This window comes from Pseudomonas mohnii, assembly GCF_900105115.1.
Classification (GTDB): domain Bacteria; phylum Pseudomonadota; class Gammaproteobacteria; order Pseudomonadales; family Pseudomonadaceae; genus Aquipseudomonas; species Aquipseudomonas mohnii.
The window spans coordinates 1,304,864-1,322,736 of sequence record NZ_FNRV01000001.1; the positions used below are offsets into that span (position 1 = coordinate 1,304,864).

Annotated in this window: 32 protein-coding genes and 1 pseudogene; 28 read left to right on the forward strand and 5 right to left on the reverse strand. The window is 56.3% G+C overall.

The genetic code is table 11. The annotated features are described in order from the left end of the window. The first annotated feature begins 38 nt into the window (after positions 1 to 38). The 8 genes from BLV61_RS06020 to BLV61_RS06065 all read left to right on the forward strand — a co-directional run bounded on the left by BLV61_RS06020 (position 39) and on the right by BLV61_RS06065 (position 3,735). Positions 39 to 752, forward strand: a complete 714-nt coding sequence (locus tag BLV61_RS06020) for an XRE family transcriptional regulator (protein WP_090463495.1) — start codon at positions 39 to 41, stop codon at positions 750 to 752. Between the two features lie 39 nt (positions 753 to 791). Beyond that, complete coding sequence (locus tag BLV61_RS06025; RefSeq protein WP_090463498.1) at positions 792 to 1,031, forward strand: hypothetical protein; 240 nt, start codon at positions 792 to 794, stop codon at positions 1,029 to 1,031. A 333-nt stretch (positions 1,032 to 1,364) separates the two neighbouring features. Then, positions 1,365 to 1,565: a hypothetical protein gene (locus tag BLV61_RS06035; protein ID WP_090463504.1), complete on the forward strand. Its 201-nt coding sequence runs from the start codon at positions 1,365 to 1,367 to the stop codon at positions 1,563 to 1,565. A gap of 33 nt (positions 1,566 to 1,598) precedes the next feature. Next, entirely contained in the window at positions 1,599 to 1,784 is a 186-nt protein-coding gene (locus tag BLV61_RS06040; RefSeq protein ID WP_090463507.1) for a hypothetical protein, read from the forward strand. Between the two features lie 9 nt (positions 1,785 to 1,793). After that, positions 1,794 to 1,976 (forward strand): hypothetical protein, encoded by a 183-nt coding sequence (locus BLV61_RS06045; protein WP_090463510.1) that lies wholly within the window; start codon positions 1,794 to 1,796, stop codon positions 1,974 to 1,976. Between the two features lie 355 nt (positions 1,977 to 2,331). Beyond that, entirely contained in the window at positions 2,332 to 2,865 is a 534-nt protein-coding gene (locus BLV61_RS06055; protein WP_090463516.1) for a hypothetical protein, read from the forward strand. A 125-nt stretch (positions 2,866 to 2,990) separates the two neighbouring features. Continuing rightward, entirely contained in the window at positions 2,991 to 3,188 is a 198-nt protein-coding gene (locus tag BLV61_RS06060; RefSeq protein ID WP_090463519.1) for a hypothetical protein, read from the forward strand. A gap of 304 nt (positions 3,189 to 3,492) precedes the next feature. Then, positions 3,493 to 3,735, forward strand: a complete 243-nt coding sequence (locus BLV61_RS06065; protein WP_090463522.1) for a hypothetical protein — start codon at positions 3,493 to 3,495, stop codon at positions 3,733 to 3,735. Positions 3,736 to 3,768: 33 nt separating this feature from the next. Here the strand turns inward: BLV61_RS06065 and BLV61_RS06070 are convergent, their stop codons facing one another. Next, entirely contained in the window at positions 3,769 to 3,990 is a 222-nt protein-coding gene (locus tag BLV61_RS06070; RefSeq protein ID WP_090463525.1) for a hypothetical protein, read from the reverse strand. Positions 3,991 to 4,271: 281 nt separating this feature from the next. Here BLV61_RS06070 and BLV61_RS06075 point away from each other — a divergent pair, with 281 nt between their 5' ends. After that, positions 4,272 to 4,529, forward strand: coding sequence for a DUF1654 domain-containing protein (locus BLV61_RS06075; RefSeq protein WP_090469791.1), 258 nt, complete (start codon positions 4,272 to 4,274; stop codon positions 4,527 to 4,529). 89 nt (positions 4,530 to 4,618) lie between these two features. Here the strand turns inward: BLV61_RS06075 and BLV61_RS06080 are convergent, their stop codons facing one another. Beyond that, entirely contained in the window at positions 4,619 to 4,819 is a 201-nt protein-coding gene (locus tag BLV61_RS06080; protein WP_090463528.1) for a hypothetical protein, read from the reverse strand. 136 nt (positions 4,820 to 4,955) lie between these two features. Between BLV61_RS06080 and BLV61_RS30800 the strand changes: the two are divergent. The 12 genes and pseudogenes from BLV61_RS30800 (at position 4,956) to BLV61_RS06125 (ending at position 11,693) form a co-directional block, all read left to right on the forward strand. Then, positions 4,956 to 5,128, forward strand: a pseudogene (locus tag BLV61_RS30800) (DUF1654 domain-containing protein). Positions 5,129 to 5,234: 106 nt separating this feature from the next. Further along, a complete protein-coding gene (locus tag BLV61_RS06085; RefSeq protein ID WP_090463532.1) occupies positions 5,235 to 5,606 on the forward strand; it encodes a hypothetical protein in 372 nt (123 codons plus the stop codon). A gap of 382 nt (positions 5,607 to 5,988) precedes the next feature. Beyond that, a complete protein-coding gene (locus BLV61_RS31850) occupies positions 5,989 to 6,120 on the forward strand; it encodes a hypothetical protein (RefSeq protein WP_279627439.1) in 132 nt (43 codons plus the stop codon). A gap of 709 nt (positions 6,121 to 6,829) precedes the next feature. Then, the gene (locus tag BLV61_RS06090; RefSeq protein WP_090463535.1) at positions 6,830 to 7,117 is read left to right on the forward strand and encodes a hypothetical protein; all 288 of its coding nucleotides are present in this window, start codon (positions 6,830 to 6,832) and stop codon (positions 7,115 to 7,117) included. Then, positions 7,114 to 7,347, forward strand: coding sequence for a hypothetical protein (locus BLV61_RS06095; protein WP_090463538.1), 234 nt, complete (start codon positions 7,114 to 7,116; stop codon positions 7,345 to 7,347). The genes BLV61_RS06090 and BLV61_RS06095 overlap by 4 nt, the downstream gene beginning before the upstream one ends. Continuing rightward, complete coding sequence (locus tag BLV61_RS31270; protein ID WP_167361783.1) at positions 7,344 to 7,514, forward strand: hypothetical protein; 171 nt, start codon at positions 7,344 to 7,346, stop codon at positions 7,512 to 7,514. Before BLV61_RS06095 ends, BLV61_RS31270 begins: the two co-directional genes overlap by 4 nt. A gap of 396 nt (positions 7,515 to 7,910) precedes the next feature. Beyond that, the gene (locus BLV61_RS06100) at positions 7,911 to 9,011 is read left to right on the forward strand and encodes a V-type ATP synthase subunit I domain-containing protein (protein ID WP_090463540.1); all 1,101 of its coding nucleotides are present in this window, start codon (positions 7,911 to 7,913) and stop codon (positions 9,009 to 9,011) included. A 7-nt stretch (positions 9,012 to 9,018) separates the two neighbouring features. Continuing rightward, complete coding sequence (locus BLV61_RS06105; protein ID WP_090463544.1) at positions 9,019 to 9,801, forward strand: ERF family protein; 783 nt, start codon at positions 9,019 to 9,021, stop codon at positions 9,799 to 9,801. Beyond that, positions 9,785 to 10,402 carry a lambda exonuclease family protein gene (locus tag BLV61_RS06110; protein ID WP_090463547.1) on the forward strand — a complete coding sequence of 206 codons (618 nt, stop codon included), beginning with the start codon at positions 9,785 to 9,787 and terminating at the stop codon, positions 10,400 to 10,402. Before BLV61_RS06105 ends, BLV61_RS06110 begins: the two co-directional genes overlap by 17 nt. 9 nt (positions 10,403 to 10,411) lie before the next feature. Then, positions 10,412 to 10,894 carry a single-stranded DNA-binding protein gene (ssb, locus tag BLV61_RS06115; RefSeq protein WP_090463550.1) on the forward strand — a complete coding sequence of 161 codons (483 nt, stop codon included), beginning with the start codon at positions 10,412 to 10,414 and terminating at the stop codon, positions 10,892 to 10,894. A 1-nt stretch (position 10,895) separates the two neighbouring features. Continuing rightward, positions 10,896 to 11,252, forward strand: coding sequence for a hypothetical protein (locus tag BLV61_RS06120; RefSeq protein ID WP_090463553.1), 357 nt, complete (start codon positions 10,896 to 10,898; stop codon positions 11,250 to 11,252). A gap of 81 nt (positions 11,253 to 11,333) precedes the next feature. Then, entirely contained in the window at positions 11,334 to 11,693 is a 360-nt protein-coding gene (locus tag BLV61_RS06125; protein WP_090463557.1) for a hypothetical protein, read from the forward strand. On the opposite strand, the gene BLV61_RS06130 is transcribed toward BLV61_RS06125, so the two are convergent. Together BLV61_RS06130 and BLV61_RS06135 are read right to left on the reverse strand one after the other, a co-directional pair. Beyond that, the gene (locus tag BLV61_RS06130; RefSeq protein ID WP_090463560.1) at positions 11,673 to 12,095 is read right to left on the reverse strand and encodes a hypothetical protein; all 423 of its coding nucleotides are present in this window, start codon (positions 12,093 to 12,095) and stop codon (positions 11,673 to 11,675) included. The genes BLV61_RS06125 and BLV61_RS06130 overlap by 21 nt on opposite strands. A gap of 359 nt (positions 12,096 to 12,454) precedes the next feature. Next, positions 12,455 to 12,679 (reverse strand): hypothetical protein, encoded by a 225-nt coding sequence (locus BLV61_RS06135; RefSeq protein ID WP_090463566.1) that lies wholly within the window; start codon positions 12,677 to 12,679, stop codon positions 12,455 to 12,457. Positions 12,680 to 13,068: 389 nt separating this feature from the next. Here BLV61_RS06135 and BLV61_RS06145 point away from each other — a divergent pair, with 389 nt between their 5' ends. After that, the gene (locus tag BLV61_RS06145; protein ID WP_090463572.1) at positions 13,069 to 13,275 is read left to right on the forward strand and encodes a hypothetical protein; all 207 of its coding nucleotides are present in this window, start codon (positions 13,069 to 13,071) and stop codon (positions 13,273 to 13,275) included. Further along, complete coding sequence (locus BLV61_RS06150; RefSeq protein ID WP_090463575.1) at positions 13,272 to 13,463, forward strand: hypothetical protein; 192 nt, start codon at positions 13,272 to 13,274, stop codon at positions 13,461 to 13,463. Before BLV61_RS06145 ends, BLV61_RS06150 begins: the two co-directional genes overlap by 4 nt. 65 nt (positions 13,464 to 13,528) lie before the next feature. On the opposite strand, the gene BLV61_RS06155 is transcribed toward BLV61_RS06150, so the two are convergent. Then, positions 13,529 to 13,750 carry a hypothetical protein gene (locus BLV61_RS06155; protein WP_047528583.1) on the reverse strand — a complete coding sequence of 74 codons (222 nt, stop codon included), beginning with the start codon at positions 13,748 to 13,750 and terminating at the stop codon, positions 13,529 to 13,531. Positions 13,751 to 13,847: 97 nt separating this feature from the next. Between BLV61_RS06155 and BLV61_RS06160 the strand changes: the two genes are divergently transcribed. The 5 genes from BLV61_RS06160 (at position 13,848) to BLV61_RS06190 (ending at position 17,850) form a co-directional block, all read left to right on the forward strand. Next, on the forward strand, positions 13,848 to 14,771 hold the full coding sequence (locus BLV61_RS06160) for a DNA cytosine methyltransferase (RefSeq protein ID WP_090463578.1): 924 nt from the start codon (positions 13,848 to 13,850) through the stop codon (positions 14,769 to 14,771). Positions 14,772 to 15,106: 335 nt separating this feature from the next. Then, positions 15,107 to 15,739 carry a hypothetical protein gene (locus BLV61_RS06170; protein WP_090463584.1) on the forward strand — a complete coding sequence of 211 codons (633 nt, stop codon included), beginning with the start codon at positions 15,107 to 15,109 and terminating at the stop codon, positions 15,737 to 15,739. Further along, positions 15,736 to 16,233, forward strand: coding sequence for a phage scaffolding protein (locus BLV61_RS31575; protein WP_244159823.1), 498 nt, complete (start codon positions 15,736 to 15,738; stop codon positions 16,231 to 16,233). Before BLV61_RS06170 ends, BLV61_RS31575 begins: the two co-directional genes overlap by 4 nt. A 51-nt stretch (positions 16,234 to 16,284) precedes the next feature. Next, on the forward strand, positions 16,285 to 16,722 hold the full coding sequence (locus BLV61_RS06180; RefSeq protein ID WP_090463587.1) for a hypothetical protein: 438 nt from the start codon (positions 16,285 to 16,287) through the stop codon (positions 16,720 to 16,722). Positions 16,723 to 17,427: 705 nt separating this feature from the next. After that, the gene (locus BLV61_RS06190; protein ID WP_090463590.1) at positions 17,428 to 17,850 is read left to right on the forward strand and encodes a hypothetical protein; all 423 of its coding nucleotides are present in this window, start codon (positions 17,428 to 17,430) and stop codon (positions 17,848 to 17,850) included. Positions 17,851 to 17,873 lie beyond the last annotated feature (23 nt).

Genomic DNA, 17,873 nt, shown 5'->3' on the forward strand with positions numbered 1-17,873 from the left:
ACAGTGAAAATTACAACTACCGGTTGCATCATTGAGCTATGAGCACATTAGGTAAGCGCATAGCGCAAAAACGAGAGCAATCAGGGTTGAGTCAGTCTGAGCTGGCTCGCCGCCTTGGCTTGTCGCCTCAAGCAATCCAGAAATGGGAGTCGGAGGCTTCGGTTCCGCGAGGACGGAGGCTCGACGAAATAGCAGGCGCCCTTTCGACTTCGGTCGGTTTTTTGGTCACTGGCGAGGCTGCAGCTGAGGCTCAGCGCAAGATTGAATCGAACGCCACAATGATCGGCTCAATTGACGTATGGGATGACGACACCCCGCTGGACGATGATGAGGTTTACGTGCCGTTCCTTAAGGAAGTGGAGCTGTCGGCAGGGAGCGGGAAGACCGTCGTTGAGCAATCCCACAAGCAGAAACTGCGCTTTGGAAAGCTGACCCTGCGACGCCAAGGCGTACAGCCGAGCGAGGCTGTATGTGTAACTGTAAGCGGGAACAGCATGGAGCCTGTGCTGCCGGACAAAAGCACCGTGGGTGTTGACCAGGGCAGCACAAGTGTTGTGGACGGAAAGATGTATGCCATCGATCACGACGGCCAGCTCCGGGTAAAAACCCTCTACCGTCTGCCAGGTGGAGGCGTCCGTATGCGCAGCTTCAATCGGGACGAGCACCCTGATGAGGAGTACACGGCGCAAGAGATGGCCGAGCGGAACATTCACATCAAAGGCAGGGTTTTCTGGTCGTCCGTACTTTGGTAGTGCCGCTGATCAGCCTGTAAAAAATCCAGCGAGGAAGTTATGCCCCTCACCAAGCCCAACCAACAGTTACGCCGTGATCTGAAAGAAGTCGCTGCCCTGCTCAAGTGGTCAGGGGTCGACCTGACGGGGATGACTGTACGGTTATCCGAGTCGGGGCTTGAGGCTGAGGCGCGGGAGCTGCTCAAGATAGTGGCGAGCTTTCCGGATGCCGAGGACAAGCTGGTGGCTTATGCCGCAGAGGTACAAATAGGGCTTGTTACCAGGGTGAAGGCTGAATAACTGGAACAGCGGTGAGAAGCAGGTGATTTAATCAAGGGCCTATCAAGATGGCGCACTCGCTTCAATACCACATAGGCGAATCCGTCCGTGCCATTGAGGTCGAGGCGGAGCGACTGCTGGACGTAATGGACAGCCTCAAAGAAGCCGGAAATGAAGATCTGTCTAATACTGTCTTGGTTCAGGTGCAGAAGCTTCTTGAGGTTGCGATAGCGCTGAGAATTGCTGCATCGGGGTGAAAGCCGAGCTTGAGTTGGGGAAAGATTGCGCGAGCCAAGCCTGAATGGGCGTGGCGGTTTTGTAAAACACGGAGCTCCATTAATTCCAAGGATAGGTATGAAAAAGACAATAGCTCTATCGATGCTGGCGCTGCTTTTAGGCTGCAGTACTCACAAGCCTGAACCTCCCATCCTCCCGCAGGGCAACATGCCGATGACGGAGCGGGAGTACCAAGAATCAGAGCTGTTGCTGCTCAATGGGCAGAAGCTGCCTCCTGAAGAGTACCAGCGGCGGCGAAATGAGATTTTGGCGCGCTAGGAACTGCGTAACGACAACTTACAGGAGGTAGCCATGGGTCACTCGGTGAAATTCCAGGCCGAGGTCTTGGCGAAGGATCTGGAGGCTCAGGCCGAAAAGATGCTTGAGCAGGAATTGATTTTTAGAGAGGCGGGACGGCCGGCACTGGCCGACCAAGTATTGGCGCAGCACAAACGATTGCTTGAAGCCATTGCAGCGCTTCGAGATCTGAATAAGTGATAGGACGCCATGCCGCTCAACAATCCAAAACAAGAACTAAAGCGCGACCTGAAAGACGCTGCCGCCGCTCTTGAGCATGCCGATACCCTGGCACTGATGATGCTGATCAGCGGGCTTTATGCGGGAGATCGGCTGTCGGCGCTAGCGGATGAGGTGATGGCGGGAAGGATTGTGCGGGGGAAGGCTGGGTAGGTGGGCTGGTGGAGATTTTTAGGGCAGTTTTCAATCATAAGGGAAGTGAGATGACCAGAGAATACGAGCGCAACGATGTGCCACCCCAATCGCCAGTGGTGAAGAGGACGGCAAATCACATTAATGAACACTGTACCGCTGTATTTGTCATGGCTATGGGGACGCCAGAAGGTCAGCGACTGGTTCTTCAGTTCGGAAGGGATGCTGTCGAGCTTTCTGACGGATCGACGCGAGGCAACAGTATCGTTAGCACGATCCAGCATACCTTTGCGAACATCACTATTGATTCGTCCGAAGCCGTGCGAATGGCCGAAGCTATACTGGACTTGGCTAAGGGCAAGACGGGTCGCTAACCATGATGAAGCCCGATCAGCGCGCGCAAGCTAATCTTGCTACCTTCTCCATTGTGATCGCGCAAGCCAAAAGCGACCCTGAGCTCCGAGACGCCGTTCTGGCTGACGGGGCATTTCGCACGATATGGCCCTTGATTGGAGGGCATCATGACAAAGCTGATCCCGTGGAGGATACTGGCACAATGAATGACATATCCCGCGAAGAACTCGATGCAAAATTATCCGCCGTAGAAGCGCGGATGGATCGTCGCATCGCAGATTTTCAAAGCGATATGCGCCAGGCTGTGAGTGACTTTCGGCTTGAGATTCAGCCTTTGAAAGGCATGAAGACGAATATCTGGTCGGCGACAGCAGTTATGGTTGGCACCATCATCGCTGTTGTTGGCCTGTCCTTTACTGCCTTTGACTCTGGGCGCGAAACTTCTGCGCTTGTGCAAGAGGCTAAGCAGCAGTCATTAGAAACCCGGCAGCTGCTCGAGCAAATTCAAGCGCAGCAGAAGGCTTTGGTTGCTCCACAACCAACCACCTCCAAGTAAAAAGCCCGGCCCAGCGCCGGGCTTTTCGTATCTGGCACCACCTCCCTCCCATAACCTGGCGATCAGCGGCCACTCTTCCATGTTCCCATGGACTAAAATCGGGTTGAGCGATGGAGGGATTACGCATGGACAAGCCGAAAAACGCAGAAGAGATGCGAGCGCTGCTGCTCAGCCAGCACCCCAACCTGAAAGATGATCTTGCGAAGATTTCAGACTTTGAGCTGCTGCAGCTCATGATCTGCGCCTACGAATGCGCGATTGGCATCAAAGAAGCCGAGATGGGCGAGATGGCCAGGGCGCTCTTTTCCCCTATGCTCCATTGATTTCATCCGGCCCGTACATCTGGACGGCTTTTTTCGTATCCGCCCTGTCACGCCTTCGTCACAGCTATCCCGCACAATGCGGGCAGCCAAAGGGATTTGGCCCCGTGCATCAAGAGCCCAGTCAAGTGCCGGGCCTTTCGTTCCCGACTTGAAACCATGAAAGCTCCGACTAAGCTAAAAATTAGCTGAAGGAGCGGCTCTCGGTGAAAAAGACAGCCCGCTTACGCGGGCTTTTTTATTTGCTCAGTAGGCCGGTGGCTCGCAGCAGCTACCGCTCGGGCTCTATTTAAAATGGTGGCATCCCATGGATACCATGACCAAGCAACAAATCGAAGTGATACTCTCGGATCGACTACCGAACTGCACTGTCTCCTGCTCGATAAATCCAGATGGCACGCTGGCGGTGGCGTTGACAGGACCATCCTCACAGCAATTTACTGTCATAAACGTCGACCGTCTCCAATATCACGGGGCGGCTGGAATCAACAGGCTTGTACGGGAGATCCTGGAAGAGATGGTTATCACTCGGAAGTCCTCTAGCTTTTGACACTGCACTACCAACTGCAAAAGCTATCAAGCTCTATCCCTCACAGATCGTGCCTTCCACCGCGCGCGCATAGGATAGCGTCGCCACCCCTATCAAGGTCTTGCGCTCTTCTGGATCAATAATCCGCTTCTCCCGAAAATTGTCAGCGAGCCGAAGCAATTCGTCGTACTGCTCCTGCGCATTCATCTGGTCTTCTGGGTTCGTCAGTAACTCATGCCAGGCGTAAAGCGCCTGTGCTTTCGCGTCATCGTACATGGCCTACTCCGAAATTTTTTTGGTAGAGCTCAGAAGACTTCGGGAAATTCAGTGGTCCGGACATACGGTATGAAGCGCAACGGCGCCGGGCTTTTTGTTTCCGCCCTCCCGCCCCTCTTGCCGGCATCGACCTGCACATAACGCAACGGCCTGCTGATTTTCGGTCGACCTGAAGCTAGTCGAAGCCCACGACCCAAAAGAGTACAAAAGTACTCCTTCCGTATTGCCTTTTAGCGATGGATAAAATACTGTTTATTCATACAGTAAATCAGAGATCCATCATGGCAAAGGCAAAGAAAGAACCTACCCCTCCTACTCCGCCCTCCTCCTACGATCTGATGGGCATGCGTGTGCAGAAGATCATCAATTCGACTGGTGCGCAGACTGCAAAGCGAGCGGTCATCTATAAAGCCCCGGACGAGCTGCAGGATGATTGGGAGCAGTTGCTCGAGGCGATTGATGAAGCGGACAACGTGACCATCGCTCACCAGGATGATGGAGGCGTCCAGGTTTTCTGGACCGTGCCGAAAGACGATTGATCAAAACGAATGACTGAAGCCCGCCGATGTGCGGGCTTTTCTTTGCTTGCGATACAGATTCGTGACCTTGGCTGCCTGACTGCCCTGCCTCAATGATATTTGTGCCCTGGACTCCCAACAAGATAGCTTCCGGCTGTCCGCACCAGCTCTCGCCACTCGGAGCAGTCAATGATCCCACGGGCCAGTAGATTATCTGCAACGCTGATCAGTTCGTCGTAGCGTTTCTCGATATCGCCATTCAATGGGCGCGACAGCATCAGGCGCCACTCGGCCATAGCGGTGTTTTTCATAATTGCTCGAGCTCGGCGATGGTATGCAAAAAAATTGTCTCACTGGACAGGAGTCACGGCCAGATAGCCCCCCGCCGTTAGTGATTTACATTGACCCAGATCAAGCAAGGTAAAAATATCATTACCGATTTCCGGCATGGCAACCCATGCCCAGCCCACGGATTGCGAACTGATAGGCCTGCGCATCCAGAAGATCATCAATTCACCTGCCGCCCAGAAGCTGAGATCGGCGATGCGGAGGGCGTGACCCTGGAGCGCCTGGACGACGGCAGCGTCGAGATCTCGTGGGTAGTGCCGAAAGACGATTGATCAAAGCGAATGGCTGAAGCCCGCCGAGCGCGGGCTTTTTGTTTCGCGCAGCCATGATGGCAGTGAGCCATGATAAAATTGCGTTTCAACTTAGGAGGGAAACGCTTTGCCTTTGAAAGCCAAACAGATAAAGGTCGCCTTGCTTAGCCTTGCAACAGGCCTAAGCCTCACCTCTATTGTCGCCATCGCCGCATCGGCAAGTGAAGGCATGGATGACTGTAAGCGCCTGGAAAGCTCAGCAGAGCTAGTAATGCGGGCGCGCCAGGCTGGCGCTCCGATGTCAAAAATATGGAAAGTTGCAGAGGACACTCATGACGACTACTTGGAGGCTATGTATAAAATGCTCGCCAAAAATGCGTATGAGACCCCTCAGTATTCGACTGAGCCGATGCAGCAGCGTGCCGTCGTTGATTTTCAGAACACCTTTTTCTTGGCCTGCATTTCCAACCTAGAAAAAAAGACCAAGAAAAAATCGTGATTTGCTAACGAACCCAAACAGCCCGCCTAGCGCGGGCTTTTTTATGCGTGAAAAAACAACCATAGATTACTGAATTCCGTGAAATTACAACTTTTAAGAAAAATATCTACAACCAATAGCTTGCACTCTGTAACTGCAGGTTGTAGATTTGCACCCATCGCAGCGACACACAGCCACTGCGAAGGGCCGAGAGGCCTGCCGCTCTTTAACAACCTGAAGACGTACCCTGGCGCCAGACGGCGTTTGAGTCCGGGGAACAGTACGCAGCACAGCATGCTTCCTTGCGCGATATATCGGCTCGCAGGTTTGCTGAGCAACACCCACAGATTTACTGATGCCGCTTCGATGAGGCGGCATTGGAAATCAACCGGAGGGCAAGACCATGAATCGCAAGCAATTTCGTAAGGCCCGCGTCGCAGTGAAGTTTGACTGCATCAACCCGACCGCCTGCAACTGTGACGTTCCGGGCTATGAGAAGGCCCTGATCCTCTCACTGATGCACCGCACGAATTAGGCGAAAGCCAACGAAAAAAGAGAGATGCGACCCTGGAATCTTTTCAAATAAGTCTGGATCGCCGCGTAAAGCCCCGAACGCGTCATGAAGGGGTGACAGTGCCCGATAGGTGGGTGAATGGCGTAATGGCCTTGCATGCCGGTCCGACCTACTTCGGACACAGAATCACTGCACGACAGCCTGTCGTTAACTGCCCGATCCTCTCTATGAGAGCGCATCGGGGTGTGATCTGAATCCTGCCGCCAAGCAGCACAGCTTCCATCCAGCGAGATTCGGAGGAATGAACACGGGTCGATGCAGGGATTGGCTCCTGCCAGATCACACCCCGATGCGGACGAAACTGCGGCCTATAACCGCCCACCTGCGTCATCCCAGAATCGGTTGTTATCGAGCGCTGGCGAACTGAATACGGCCGTGGAACTCGGCGCCGGAGACGTGACCGGCAAGCAGATGCGGCGTTGAAAGCTGGGTTGAACGCTTCGGCGGCCCTGGAGAAACGCAGGTTAATACGGCGCCAGATAATGCTGGTTGCCCCTCCGAGCGGTCGTCCCGAAAGGGTCCGCTCTCGCCGGAATCGCGCCCGGCCATCTGCACCCACCCTCCCCCGACACCACCCGCATGCACTCCCCTCCGCGCCCAACGGCAACCAGCGGAATGGATGAGTGCAGCCGTGTTTTGTTGGATCAACACCGCCACTCTGGAGGCGACCATGAATTACGAAGTGATTGTTGAAGGCTTTGTCCTCCAGGTGGAGGTAACCCACTGCGAGAACACGCCGCCCTGCCCGAGCAGTTGGGACAGCGACTGGGATGCGCAGGGCTCCCGGGAACTGGAGTTCAAGTTGGTATCAGGCATCTGCTACGACGAAGACGGCGCCCGAATGGATGTCGAACGGCACCTGCTGCCTCTACTGGCCAAGCAGTACGGGCCGCAGATCGAAACCGCCCTGTGGATTGAGATCGACGCGAACCAGCGCCGGCGTAGGTGGGCAGCATGAGCCAGCGACAGCAAGACCATCAGACAGCCGTCACCTGGATCGAGGGTGAAATTAACAACATGATCCGCGACCTCGGCAAGCCGAACGCCAGCGCTGCAGCGACTTCAGCCATCACCCTCGCCTTCCTGCTCCACGCAATCAGTGAGGAGGAGCATCGCTGTTACCGGGCGCGCATTGATCAGATCTACGCCGACTACAACGCATCGATCAAGCAAGAGGTAGCAGCATGACCACACCACCAGTCAAAACCCTGATCGACGAGCAGCTCGACGAGATCGAACGCAGCCTAGCGGTCATCGGCGCAGGCCTTCCCCGCGAATTGCCGGTGTCCGCGCTGCCGCCAAAGCTTGTTGAAGCTGTTAAGGCTGGGCGAATCGCCGTGAGGCCACGACCATGACCATGATTTGCGGTAATTGCGGCCAGTTCGGAATCCGGTGGATGGGTCCGATGAGTCGGCTCCCCCATACCGAATGCCCGCACTGCGGTGGCACGAACTGCCATCTGGTCGATCAGCCAGAGCCGGATGAGCCTGAAACTGCCACATGCAGCTGCGGCGCCCAAGGCGAGGTGAATTACGACGACGGCTCGGATCGCCGGTTCTACTGCTACAGCAGCTTACCGGCGTGCTCGCCATGACCTCCTACCAACGCGCCAAGCGCTTCTGGTTCTGGCGTGGCTCTGCCATCGCCCTTCTGTTCTTCACTGCCTGGATGCTGGCCAGCTCTTACTGCGCCCAGCTCACTCAATAACCCAACACCTTCAAACGCTGCGTGCATCGCGGCAAGGATTCCTCATGTCCGCAAATACCGAACTGGCCGTAGTACCGCCGCAAGAAACCGCCCTTGCCGTCTACAGCACTGAAAAGGGCCTTGAGCCCTGGCTACAGAAGATCCGCACCGAAATTGACGGCTTCACGCCTGATATCAGCACCCGAAAGGGTCGCGATGCGATCGCTTCTATGGCCTACAAGGTTGCCCGGACCAAGACCGCTCTGGACGATGTCGGCAAGAAGCTGGTCGCCGACCTGAAGGAAGTCCCGAAGAAGATCGACGCCGAGCGAAAGCGCGTTCGCGACACTCTGGACTCATGGCAGGAAGAGGTTCGCCGTCCGCTGAACGAATGGCAGGCCGCTGAGGACGCCAGGGTCGACAAGCACAACGATGCGATTGAACGCATCCGGGTGCTGGCCGTGGACCTGGACGGTATCACCGCCGAAGACCTGGCCGACCGCATGACAAATCTCGAAGCAGTTGCCATGGGCGCCGACTGGGAAGAGTTCGAGCCGGAAGCTGCCCGCGCCAAGGACAAAGCACTGGGCGTGCTTCGCGCCGCCCTTGCTGCTCGCCAGAAGTACGAAGCTGAGCAGCTTGAACTGGCTCGCCTTCGAAAGGAAAAAGAAGACCGCGATAAGAAGGATCACGAAGAGCGCATTGCCCGAGAAGCTGCCGAGCGAGCCACCCGCGAGGCGGAAGAAAAGGCCCAGCGTGAGCGCGACGCCGAAGCCCAGCGCGCCCGTGATGAGAAGGCAGCAGCCGAGAAGCGCGAAAGCGACCTGAAGCTTCAGGCCGCAGAGTCTGAACGCCTCGCCGAGCAAGCCAGGCGCGAAAAGATCGAGGCCGAGCAGAAGGCTGAGCGCGACAGGCTGGCAGCTGTGGAGCGGGAGAAGCAGGCCATAGAGCAGGCTCGACTGGACGAGATCGCCCGGCAACAGGCAGCGGCCGACGAAATCCTGCGACAGGAACGACTGCGCGAGCAGGACAAAGAGCATCGCCGCTCAATCAACCTTGCAGCCCTTCAAGCCTTCGTGAAAGGCGGCATGACTGAAGAGTGCGCGAAGCAAGCAATCACACTGATCGCCAGCCGCCAGATCCCCGCCATTTCCATTCAGTACTGAGGTCGCGATGAGCAATCTTGCAGTGAAAGACCAGGTCGAGCGCATGCCGGCCATTCAAACCGAATCGGCAACCATCATGTCGATCATCCAGCAGGTGGCCATGTCGCCGGACGCTGACATCGACAAGATGGAACGCTTGATGGCGATGCATGAGCGCTTCCAGGCACAGCAGGCCAAACAGCAGTACGACGATGCGCTGGCCCAGATGCAGGAAGAAATGCCGGTGATCGGCGAACGCGGCGGAATCAAGGACAAGAACGGCCGGATCCAGAGCACCTACGCGCTCTGGGAAGACATCAACGAGATGATCAAGCCAGTGATGGCCAAGTATGGCTTTGCCCTCACCTTCCGCACCCCGCGCAACGAGCGAGGCATCGAAGTCGAAGGCGTTCTGAGTCATCGCGCTGGGCACCGGGAAGTGACCTCGATAGTCCTGCCAGTCGATACGTCGGGCAGCAAAAACGGCGTCCAAGCTGTCGCCTCCAGCGTCAGCTACGGCAAGCGCTACACCGCAGGCCTGCTGCTCAACATCACCACGACCGGCGAAGACGACGACGGCAACGGCCCGGCCGCGCAGGTGACGCCGCGCGTGACTTCTGCCCAGGCCGCGCAACTCGCCATGCTGCTGGAGAAGTGCAGCGATAAGGCGAAAGAAGCCTTCAAAAAGATGCACGGCACCCCGGCATCGGTTGAGAAATCTCTGTTCGACCAAGTGCTCGCAATGCTCACCAAATCAGCGACCCAAAACAGCAAACCAGCCGAGGATAAAGACAATGAAAATCATCAGTAACGTAGAGCAAGGGACTCAAGAGTGGCTGGATCTGCGCCTGGGCATCGTGACCTGCTCGGAGCTGGACACTCTGCTGGTCAATGGTAAGGGCGAAGCAGGCTTCGGCGCCGGAGCATTCACCTACATGAACACGCTGATCGGCGAGCGCATCACCGGCGAAGCTGCCGATCCGTTCCAGGGAAACCGCCACACCGAGCGCGGACATGAATACGAGGGCGTCGCCCGCGGCCTGTATCAGTCGCAGCTCGACGTCACCACCGAGCAGGTCGGCATCATCCTGAATCACGGGATTGGCTACTCGCCTGACTCGCTGATCGGCGAAGACGGCCTGTGCGAGATCAAGACCAAACTGCCGAAGTTTCAGGTGGAAGTGATCTTGTCCGGCGAGATCCCCAAGGAGCATGTCGCGCAGTGCCAGGGCGGCCTGTGGGTGTCGGATCGCGAGTGGATCGACTTCGTCAGTTACTGGCCAGGCATGAAGCTGTTCGTGAAGCGCGCCTACCGTGACGAGGTGATGATTCGCAAGATGAGCGAGCGCGTCAAAACCTTCTACGAAATCCTAGACGAGCGCATGAATCGCGTGCTCGGCATCGCCGCTTAAGGAAAGCCCATGCCAACACTTACCGACGTCGGCCGCATTGGTCGTGATGCTGAGCTGCGCTATACCCCGGGCGGTGACGCCGTGATCAATCTGGCCCTGGCCTGCGACTACGGTCGCAAAGGACAGGACGGCAAGCGCCCCACTCAATGGGTCGACGCCACCCTCTGGGGTAAGCAGGCCGAGGTCATGGCGCCTTACCTGCTCAAGGGACAGCAGATCTACTTCACCATGGACGATGCCCATATCGAAACCTACGCCAAGACCAATGGCGGCGAAGGCTTCAAGCTGACGGGCAAGATCATCCTAATCAAGTTCGTCGGCTCGCCGCCTCAGGCCGCCAATCAGCCAGCGCAGCAGCCGAGGCCTCAACAGTCCCGGCAGCAGGCCGCCGCTCGCCCAGCACAGAATCAACAAGGAACGAATGGGCCGGACTACGACAGCTTCGACGATGACATTCCCTTTGCGCCCCTCCACCACCTGAACGGTGCCTGATATGGACCCAGCAATCGACAGAAACAACATCGCACAGATGAAACTGGAGGCGGCGAAAGCTGCCTTTTTTGCATCTGGAGGCCGGCAGCAGTTAATCCCTATCGGCGTGGGGAAAGATAGCCTGGCCACACCAGGCGCCGAGCCTCCCAAATATGGCTACGCCAAGATCGCCGCAAAGCCGACAAAGCGCGGCAGGCTCATCACTGATGATGAAAAGGCTGCACTGGCTGCCCGGCTCATGGAATGCAAAGCGGCCGGCATGACGCGCTACAAGGCCAGCAAGCATATCGGCATCAGCGAGACGCTTTGCCGGCGGTTGATCGCCGATTACGCGCTCGACTTCCCGGCGGCGAGTTGATGCGCCGCATAGCCCGCGTCCAACAACGCAAACGACAAACCTGGCTGGCATTGCCGGCCAGTGGGATAGAAGAGGTAGGTCATGGCCGAGGAACAGGAGCTGACGGCGGAAGCCAAGAAGCAGCGCAAGAAACGCGAGAAGGCCGCAGCAAGGGATGCTGCATTGGGCATCGAGAAATTCACTGTTGAGGTTGCCGGGGTGTTCAAGCCTGACCTGAAGCGAGTAATGAAGGCCCACGGCATAAACAACCAGCAGGACATACACCAGCGGCTGCTGATCAACTTGATCGCTGCCGACTTCGAAGCCCAGGCCTGGATGTTGCGGAGTGTCACGACACCTTATGAGATACCAGAAAAGGTGTCGCGAATGTTCCGAGAGGAGAGCTTGAAGGAATTACGACGCAATCCCGGGGATGAAACCTTACCCTTCACCATTATCTAGACAGAGATAACTTCTAACCTCGTAATACTCCTTAATAAATCTTATAGTTAATTCCGCCTCGGAAAAAAGTGTGTTGACCCTATCATTCAGAATCTTAGACGTCTGCTCAAGATATCTCCAGTGGGCAAGAGAGCGCTTTAAAATTCTTAAAGTAACAGGATAATATTCGGGAAAATTTCTAAGCTCATAAACAACAGCAATCTGCCTATCGATAAATGGAGCATCCCCTTGATTTCTTATATTCAAATCCTCTAGCAATCTATGATAACGATCGTATTGCCTCCCTCTTTCCTCAGAACGCCTTACAACTATGTAATTATAAAAAGCGATAAGAGCAATCACTATCGATATCAGAACAGCCAAAGTCCCGTTATATTCTTGAAAAAATTCTACTATATCCACCTGAAACTCCTTGAACCAGCTCCGTGCCGGTAACCGATCGCATAAAACACCATCCCCTACCAAATTGCCACCACCGGTCACGGAGGGCGGCGCCCACCCGGAGATAACCTTGACCCCACAATTCGAAAGCCCCAACGGGCTATGGCGGCGTCTTGGTTACGCCGTTGAGCGTGGGCCGCGCGGAGCACGGACGATTCGCCGGCCAAATGGATCTGAGGTGAACATCGACAGCGAGCGCGGACGCCACACTGGAGAGATTGAAGCGGCGCGGCAGGAGCTGGCGCGCCTGCCGCACGGCGAAAGTGCGCGCCAGGCTGCGCAGCTCCCCATCACCTATTGCACTGAGCGAAATCTATCACTCAGACATCCTTTGGAATCATAGGGAACGGGCGATAGGAAGCGATTCTAGCGTTCAAAAATTCAGCAACCAGTTCTGCCTCCTCCATGGTCGCGCCTTCTCTCAGATCGAAAAAGGGCGGATCAGCCGGAAGTCCTGGGATGTCGTCTTGAAACGCCATAATCAAAAAGGGTCGCCCGTCGACCGTCTCCTTGACCGTAAAGGCGACTCTGGTTTTGTAGCTCATCGCGACCTCCTTTATTCGGCGTTATACCGAACCATCAACCAATACCCCACTTCAACGAATCACGCCAGCCACCAAGAGCGGCGACTGACTCACTTACTGCGCTTTAGTCTTGCTTAACCCCTGTATACCAAACGCCTGTCTGCCAAACTTTCCAACTCACGATGTTGATCTTGTGACAGTGCTCACACTGTATCTCGAACCGTTGCCTGTCATTATCGGGAACGAAGTCCATCGTTAAACCGCAGTATGCGCAATCCGACATTCCCAACTCCTTGTTTTCGCTATCAATCATAAAACACGCCTCAAACTGACGTTTTAAGCGTAGCCCGAATTCGCACTTTACTAAATCACGCCAGCCGGCGAGGCAGGCGCGCACCTGGAGGCAATCAATGTCTACCCCCCCCCTCCGCATCAAGCGGATTGACCTGTCACGTCCGCGCATCCGTCGGCGCGTCCTGCGCGCTCTCAAATCGAGTTACAGCCTAACTGGCGGACCGATCACAAGAGCCTGGCTGTGCACTCCCGGCACTCTGGTATTCAAGCTTGGCGAATGGCGCGGTCACTACAACGCCAAGAACGAATGGGTGCCGCTATGACACCTCATGAATTCATCGAGAAGAACGTTCACGACGAGCTGGTGAAGCAGGGATTCAAAGAGGGGATTTGCTTCTCCGTGTCCCGCCACGCTGTCGACTATTACCGCCAGCGCAGCATGTTCAAGAAGAACGTCATTGCGGATGTTCTGGCCTGGTCGAAGAAGCAGGCTAAGGAGATGTCGCGGTGAGCCACCCTCACCTACTCACCCGAACACCAACCAGAAGGCGCGAGAAGTCGTCCAACACGATTGGGTCAGCCAGCTATCGAGATATGCGTTCTGGTTCCGTATGGAGGACGCATTGATGTAACCACAGAAACCTCGTACTTCCTGACTGGTTCGCCTAAAGCATTGAGCTCTTCGTAATAGTGCACTTCGGTATCTTGCTCGCTATCCGGTCCCAACCATTCAAAGTCATTGCGGACTAGCTTATGGCCCTCTGGAATTCCAATTATTTTTTTATGCTTGTCAATCATTGAGCCCTCCTCGGCCCTATTCCGTATCTCATCTTAACCAATACCCCGCCTCTACGAATAACTCCACCGCCCGGGCATGACCCGGAAAGGATCCCCTATGCCTACAGCAATCGATTTGTTCGCCGGTCTCGGCGGATGGTCAACCGGTGCCCGCAATGCTGGTATCGATGTTCTTTGGGCCGCCAACCACTGGCCGGTCGCGGTTGAGTGGCACGGCGCCAATCACCCGGATGCAATTCACATCTGCCAGGACCTGCACCAAGCGGATTGGTCGAAGGTTCCGGCCCACGACATCATGCTGGCTTCGCCGTGCTGCCAAGGCCATTCGAAAGCCCGCGGCAAAAAGTCAGGCAGCGCTCAGCACGATGCATCTCGATCGACAGCCTGGGCCGTCGTGTCCGCCGCCGAGTTCCACCGGCCGGAAGTGGTCTTGGTCGAGAACGTCGAAGAATTCACGGCCTGGGCCTTATACCCAGCCTGGTCACAGGCAATGGCGGCGCTCGGTTACATGATCGCGCCCCATGTCGTTGATTGCGCGGACCTTGGCGTACCGCAGCATCGCGTGCGCCTGTTTCTGGTCTGCACCCGAAGCAAGGCTCCGCTCAACCTGCAGTTGCATCAGCGCGAACACGTCCCTGCTTCATCGTTCATCGACTTTGATGCTGGCAAATGGAGTGCAGTTGAAAAGCCTGGGCGCGCCGAATCGACGCTGCTCCGGGTGAAGAACGGCCGCGAACGCTTCGGCGATCGATTCATCATGCCCTACTACGGGTCAGGGTCGGGACTTACTGGCCGCAGCCTGGATCGGCCGATCGGCACCATCACCACACTGGATCGGTGGGCCCTGGTGCGTGGCGATGAGATGCGGATGCTCTCGGCGAACGAGGCACTTGCCGCCATGTCGTTCCCAGCCGACACGAAGCGCCCGGACAACCATCGGTTGACCATGCATATGGCGGGCAACGCGGTGCCGCCGCTTGCAGGACAACGAGTAATCGAAGCTCTGCTGAGAGCAGCATGACCATCCTTTAGGGCTTGATCCGGTAAGCCTAGTCTGCCCAGACAGCAGTGTTCATGGTGATTGCAGGATGCTGGTTGCTATCCCGATCGTACTCCTTAGCTATCCACTTTTTCATCAAGGCTGAATTCAATCGCCGCCCCTGCTGCATGATCTTCATGACCTGCTTATCGATTTTGTACGGCCCGCAGTCAGCGCACACACCTGAATACCAGTCGTCATCGCGCCTCAACTGCTGCGCGATATTAGTTCTGCAAATTATGCATGTCATATGGTCCACAACTGCTACTCCCGGAAAACAACCTTTCAACTATAGCTGCCTGCAGTGAGGTATCCCCATGCTCACAGAAAACAAACCGGCCGAGCCTGCTCCAAGCTTGGCGACCGGTCACGAACTCAACGCTGCGACTTGGTCTGACTTCGTGGCGCGGCTGCGCTATGACTGCAATGGCCCCCGGGTCCGGGATCACAGCACCGCGGCGGCCATCTTCATCGTGGAGCAACGCCGCATCGTCTGCGGTCTGGACATGGACTACACCGAGCAACGACTGGTTTATTTCCACAGCGGCGAGAGCGAATGTTTCAGTCCGAAAGAGTACTGGGACCAGTGTGACCGGCATGAAAAGGCCGGACTGAACAAGGCCATGCAGCTCTGGTCGGAATGCCAGTTCATGAAAGCCAGTGAGGATGATCAGTGGCACGTCCTTGGCGAGTTGGAAGATCACACCGTCACCGGCTGGCAGGAAGAGTGGGTCTACGTGAATGCTCACCTGACCTATGCAGGGGCTGAAGCCTTCATTCAGCGCAAGAAACACGATTATCGTCGTGGCCTGCGCGTCTACGTCGAATCGCAGTATTACGCCTGGGAGTTCGAAGCGATCAAGGCTGCGATCCTCGATGGCACGCTGACCTACACGCCGAAGCCGGCAGTGAATGCCCACGATCTGGTATCGATGGAGATTGCAGGATGAGCGAAGTTCATCGCTATAACGTCGTGACGATGCTTTCTGAAAGCGGCAACCGAATCGGTTACGACCCTCACGGCCCGGCGGTTGTCATGGCTTCAGACTTCGACCGGGTAACCGCCGAGCGTGATGGCCTACAGCTGAGCCTGACCACCGCAGACCAGACCATCGACGACCTTCAGGCCGCAATCGCTCGCCGCAACCAGCGGATTGAGGAGCTCGAGCGTGACAAAGACCGCCTGGACGCCATCGAGGCGAACTTCTGGGACGTGCGCCATCACAGCGACGCACTTGCCGATACGGGTGACTACACCTCGAGTATCGAAATCGTCGGTCAATGGATGGATAAACCGAATGAGCGCGTAATCGGTGAGAACTACAGCGAGAACCTGCGGGCGGCCATTGACCAGGCCATGACGGCGCCGGCCTATCCCCGGCTCGCCCAGAATATCCAGAGATCGACGCACTGCTCGATGCTACCGCCGCGCTATAACCCGTAACCCCCTCCCCCTTCAAAGTCAGCCGCTATAGCGGCAAGGACGCGCTCGACCATGGAAAAGAAAAAGCTCGGCCCGGACCATTATCGCTACGTTGATGAAATCGGCCCCGATGGCCTTGAGGTTCATTGCATCACCTATCAGGTGATCGGTGAAACCGCGCAGTGCTGGTACATCGCCGATGACTACACGGTGAACATGATCAACGGCTACCAGCACAGCTGGACCGCTGAAGCCGTGAAGAAGCGCCGCAAGCGCGTATCGAAGGATTCCGGCGGCAAGCGGTTCGCCTACCCTGACAAGGCGCATGCTCTGCGCTCCTACAAGATCCGCAAGTCGCGTCAGCTGGGGCATGCAGAACTGACGTTGGAGCGCGCCCGTGCGGCTCTTGGCTACTTCGGTGATCTGTCCGTGACCAATGAGGCGCCCGTCGCCGACAAGCTGATCATCCCGAACGAGCACATCCAGGGACTGGGCTGGGGGTATTGCTGATGATTTTGCTCACAGCGCCAGCCCTCGCCTGGTTCGTCTGCGTGTACTGCTACAAGGAGCTGCGGGGAATAAAAATCGCCCCATCAGCCACCGAATGAACCGGACAGGAGTTCGGCAGCTGATGAGACGTAAACCTAAACAATAGCTCACTTGATCAGTTTGTCATGGGCGAAGCAATGGCGATAAGGGTTCACCCCGCCAGCCACTTCAGGGGAGAAAGCGTGTACGCAACTGGCGAGGCGAACGAATAAACCATAGCTCGCCTGCTCCGCCTCCCTCTCACCCTTCATCCGATTTCACAATCCATCTACAAGTCTGCCGGTGAACGGCGTCAAGGCAGCTGACTATCGACCCAGCGCTCTGCGGCCGACATCGCTGCATCCAAAGCGGTCGGGTAATCAGTCCACGGGCCTGACAGCTCAGCCGCGACTTCGCCCAGTCCAACGATTTGCGCTGGCTCAATGATTATTGCTGATTCGGGTACCAAGTCGTTCGGTCTCTTCCAGGCGAACTTGAGGAACATTGTGTGGCCCCGGTACACATGCGCGATCGGCACATCCAGATTGTGTGACACACGACCTCCCACAGACATATCAGTTTGAACGCATATTTTTACACCCATCCTGACGCCCATGGAATCTGGGCAAAACGCTACTAATCCATTCCCCTATAAGCCTGCCGGTGAACGGCGGGCGAGGAATTCCTATGTCTGAAATACCAAAGCGTCCTTCCGCCAGCAAGGAAATCATCCTGGCGGCAGCTCAGATAGTGGCGACCAAGATTAATGCAGATGCCGAGACTATCGCTCAACACTTCCAGCCACATATGGACGGCTACGACCTTGCCAAAGAGCTGGATAAATGGGCTGGGTGGGACACAACTCGCGACGAGATGGAGTCGCTCGACGAAGTTGGACACCTTGTAGACGAGGCTGTCAGGGATGCCGAGAAGGCATGGTTCGCCGAGAACGATATCCAGCCTCCAGTCCCAGTCGGGACACGAATAAAGGAAGGGCTGATTACCGGCATCTACGATTACTCGCCGGCCTCCTACCTGGTCAAGGAAGACGGCTGCCTGGACGACAGTCGACACCGGATTGTCCGCTTTGAAAACGCGGTCGCCGCCTAATCCCCACCCCACCTTCTGCCGCC

Excerpts from the sequence above, each read along its gene's own strand:
- BLV61_RS06020 (WP_090463495.1), top strand. The coding sequence starts at position 39 with ATGAGCACATTAGGTAAGCGCATAGCGCAAAAACGAGAGCAATCAGGG.
- BLV61_RS06025 (WP_090463498.1), top strand. The coding sequence starts at position 792 with ATGCCCCTCACCAAGCCCAACCAACAGTTACGCCGTGATCTGAAAGAA.
- BLV61_RS06035 (WP_090463504.1), top strand. The coding sequence starts at position 1,365 with ATGAAAAAGACAATAGCTCTATCGATGCTGGCGCTGCTTTTAGGCTGC.
- BLV61_RS06040 (WP_090463507.1), top strand. The coding sequence starts at position 1,599 with ATGGGTCACTCGGTGAAATTCCAGGCCGAGGTCTTGGCGAAGGATCTG.
- BLV61_RS06045 (WP_090463510.1), top strand. The coding sequence starts at position 1,794 with ATGCCGCTCAACAATCCAAAACAAGAACTAAAGCGCGACCTGAAAGAC.
- BLV61_RS06055 (WP_090463516.1), top strand. The coding sequence starts at position 2,332 with ATGATGAAGCCCGATCAGCGCGCGCAAGCTAATCTTGCTACCTTCTCC.
- BLV61_RS06060 (WP_090463519.1), top strand. The coding sequence starts at position 2,991 with ATGGACAAGCCGAAAAACGCAGAAGAGATGCGAGCGCTGCTGCTCAGC.
- BLV61_RS06065 (WP_090463522.1), top strand. The coding sequence starts at position 3,493 with ATGGATACCATGACCAAGCAACAAATCGAAGTGATACTCTCGGATCGA.
- BLV61_RS06070 (WP_090463525.1), bottom strand. The coding sequence starts at position 3,990 with ATGTACGATGACGCGAAAGCACAGGCGCTTTACGCCTGGCATGAGTTA.
- BLV61_RS06075 (WP_090469791.1), top strand. The coding sequence starts at position 4,272 with ATGGCAAAGGCAAAGAAAGAACCTACCCCTCCTACTCCGCCCTCCTCC.
- BLV61_RS06080 (WP_090463528.1), bottom strand. The coding sequence starts at position 4,819 with ATGAAAAACACCGCTATGGCCGAGTGGCGCCTGATGCTGTCGCGCCCA.
- BLV61_RS31850 (WP_279627439.1), top strand. The coding sequence starts at position 5,989 with ATGAATCGCAAGCAATTTCGTAAGGCCCGCGTCGCAGTGAAGTTTGAC.
- BLV61_RS06090 (WP_090463535.1), top strand. The coding sequence starts at position 6,830 with ATGAATTACGAAGTGATTGTTGAAGGCTTTGTCCTCCAGGTGGAGGTA.
- BLV61_RS06095 (WP_090463538.1), top strand. The coding sequence starts at position 7,114 with ATGAGCCAGCGACAGCAAGACCATCAGACAGCCGTCACCTGGATCGAG.
- BLV61_RS31270 (WP_167361783.1), top strand. The coding sequence starts at position 7,344 with ATGACCACACCACCAGTCAAAACCCTGATCGACGAGCAGCTCGACGAG.
- BLV61_RS06100 (WP_090463540.1), top strand. The coding sequence starts at position 7,911 with ATGTCCGCAAATACCGAACTGGCCGTAGTACCGCCGCAAGAAACCGCC.
- BLV61_RS06105 (WP_090463544.1), top strand. The coding sequence starts at position 9,019 with ATGAGCAATCTTGCAGTGAAAGACCAGGTCGAGCGCATGCCGGCCATT.
- BLV61_RS06110 (WP_090463547.1), top strand. The coding sequence starts at position 9,785 with ATGAAAATCATCAGTAACGTAGAGCAAGGGACTCAAGAGTGGCTGGAT.
- ssb (WP_090463550.1), top strand. The coding sequence starts at position 10,412 with ATGCCAACACTTACCGACGTCGGCCGCATTGGTCGTGATGCTGAGCTG.
- BLV61_RS06120 (WP_090463553.1), top strand. The coding sequence starts at position 10,896 with ATGGACCCAGCAATCGACAGAAACAACATCGCACAGATGAAACTGGAG.
- BLV61_RS06125 (WP_090463557.1), top strand. The coding sequence starts at position 11,334 with ATGGCCGAGGAACAGGAGCTGACGGCGGAAGCCAAGAAGCAGCGCAAG.
- BLV61_RS06135 (WP_090463566.1), bottom strand. The coding sequence starts at position 12,679 with ATGAGCTACAAAACCAGAGTCGCCTTTACGGTCAAGGAGACGGTCGAC.
- BLV61_RS06145 (WP_090463572.1), top strand. The coding sequence starts at position 13,069 with ATGTCTACCCCCCCCCTCCGCATCAAGCGGATTGACCTGTCACGTCCG.
- BLV61_RS06150 (WP_090463575.1), top strand. The coding sequence starts at position 13,272 with ATGACACCTCATGAATTCATCGAGAAGAACGTTCACGACGAGCTGGTG.
- BLV61_RS06155 (WP_047528583.1), bottom strand. The coding sequence starts at position 13,750 with ATGATTGACAAGCATAAAAAAATAATTGGAATTCCAGAGGGCCATAAG.
- BLV61_RS06160 (WP_090463578.1), top strand. The coding sequence starts at position 13,848 with ATGCCTACAGCAATCGATTTGTTCGCCGGTCTCGGCGGATGGTCAACC.
- BLV61_RS06170 (WP_090463584.1), top strand. The coding sequence starts at position 15,107 with ATGCTCACAGAAAACAAACCGGCCGAGCCTGCTCCAAGCTTGGCGACC.
- BLV61_RS31575 (WP_244159823.1), top strand. The coding sequence starts at position 15,736 with ATGAGCGAAGTTCATCGCTATAACGTCGTGACGATGCTTTCTGAAAGC.
- BLV61_RS06180 (WP_090463587.1), top strand. The coding sequence starts at position 16,285 with ATGGAAAAGAAAAAGCTCGGCCCGGACCATTATCGCTACGTTGATGAA.
- BLV61_RS06190 (WP_090463590.1), top strand. The coding sequence starts at position 17,428 with ATGTCTGAAATACCAAAGCGTCCTTCCGCCAGCAAGGAAATCATCCTG.